This window comes from Synechococcus sp. R55.2 (genome assembly GCF_047462075.1).
Taxonomy (GTDB): Bacteria; Cyanobacteriota; Cyanobacteriia; order Thermostichales; family Thermostichaceae; genus Thermostichus.
This window is the reverse complement of record NZ_JANSIH010000191.1, coordinates 1-780: the sequence shown is the minus strand read 5'-3', so window position 1 is coordinate 780 and position 780 is coordinate 1. Positions and strand designations below refer to the sequence as shown.

Annotated in this window: 1 protein-coding gene; it reads left to right on the top strand. The window is 54.9% G+C overall.

Annotated elements, in window-relative coordinates:
• Positions 1 to 293: 293 nt before the first annotated feature.
• A partial coding sequence (locus tag NW838_RS06535; RefSeq protein ID WP_414427734.1) for a class I SAM-dependent methyltransferase occupies positions 294 to 780 on the top strand: 487 nt, incomplete at its 3' end.

Below are 780 nucleotides of genomic sequence, written 5' to 3'. Positions count from 1 at the left end.
AACGCCTCCTTCTGGGGCGGGCGATGAAGTCTCTGGGCGACTGAGGAGGCTGGGCCCGCTAGCTAGCCCACAAGCAGCCAGAATTCCAAGGAGAAAAGTTGCCATTAACCAAAACAGCCGCTTGCGGGGGCTCATCGAAGGATCCCTCTTCCGCCTTCCTGGCTAGTTACGAAACACTCCGCCAGTGTACCATCCTCAGGCTTTTCTGGATTTGCCTCAGTCTTTTGCTTGCTGTGCAGTACGATAGGGTGCGTGCTAAGAGTGTTGGGATACCCAAAAACAGGAAGACTGCCATGGCAGAGAAAGTTGTGTCCAACCCCGTACAGGCGCAGTTTGACGAGTTTCCCTACCCGAATGTGCCGATTGAGCAGACGGTTACCGACAACCTTGCCTTGTTTGCCAACAGCCTTACGACGGCCAGGTACCTGCGGGATCGCAAGGTGGTATTGCCGGAAGGCAAGGTGATGCTCAATGCCGGCTGTGGCTCCGGTTGGGAAACTTTGGTTTTGGCAACGGCCAACCCCGGCGCTCGCTATGTGGGTGTGGATATTTCGCCGGAGTCCATCAAGATGGCAGAGCAGCGCTTTAAGTTCCATAAGATTGAAAACGCCCGCTTTCATGTTATGGACATTACCGACATGACGGCGCTGGGGGAGGAGTTTGATTTTATTGCCTGCAACGACGTTCTCTACCTACTGGACGACCCGGTTGCCGGTTTGAAAGGCATGCGGCAGGTGCTCAAGCCCGATGGGATCATCCGCACCAATGTTCATAGCCTTT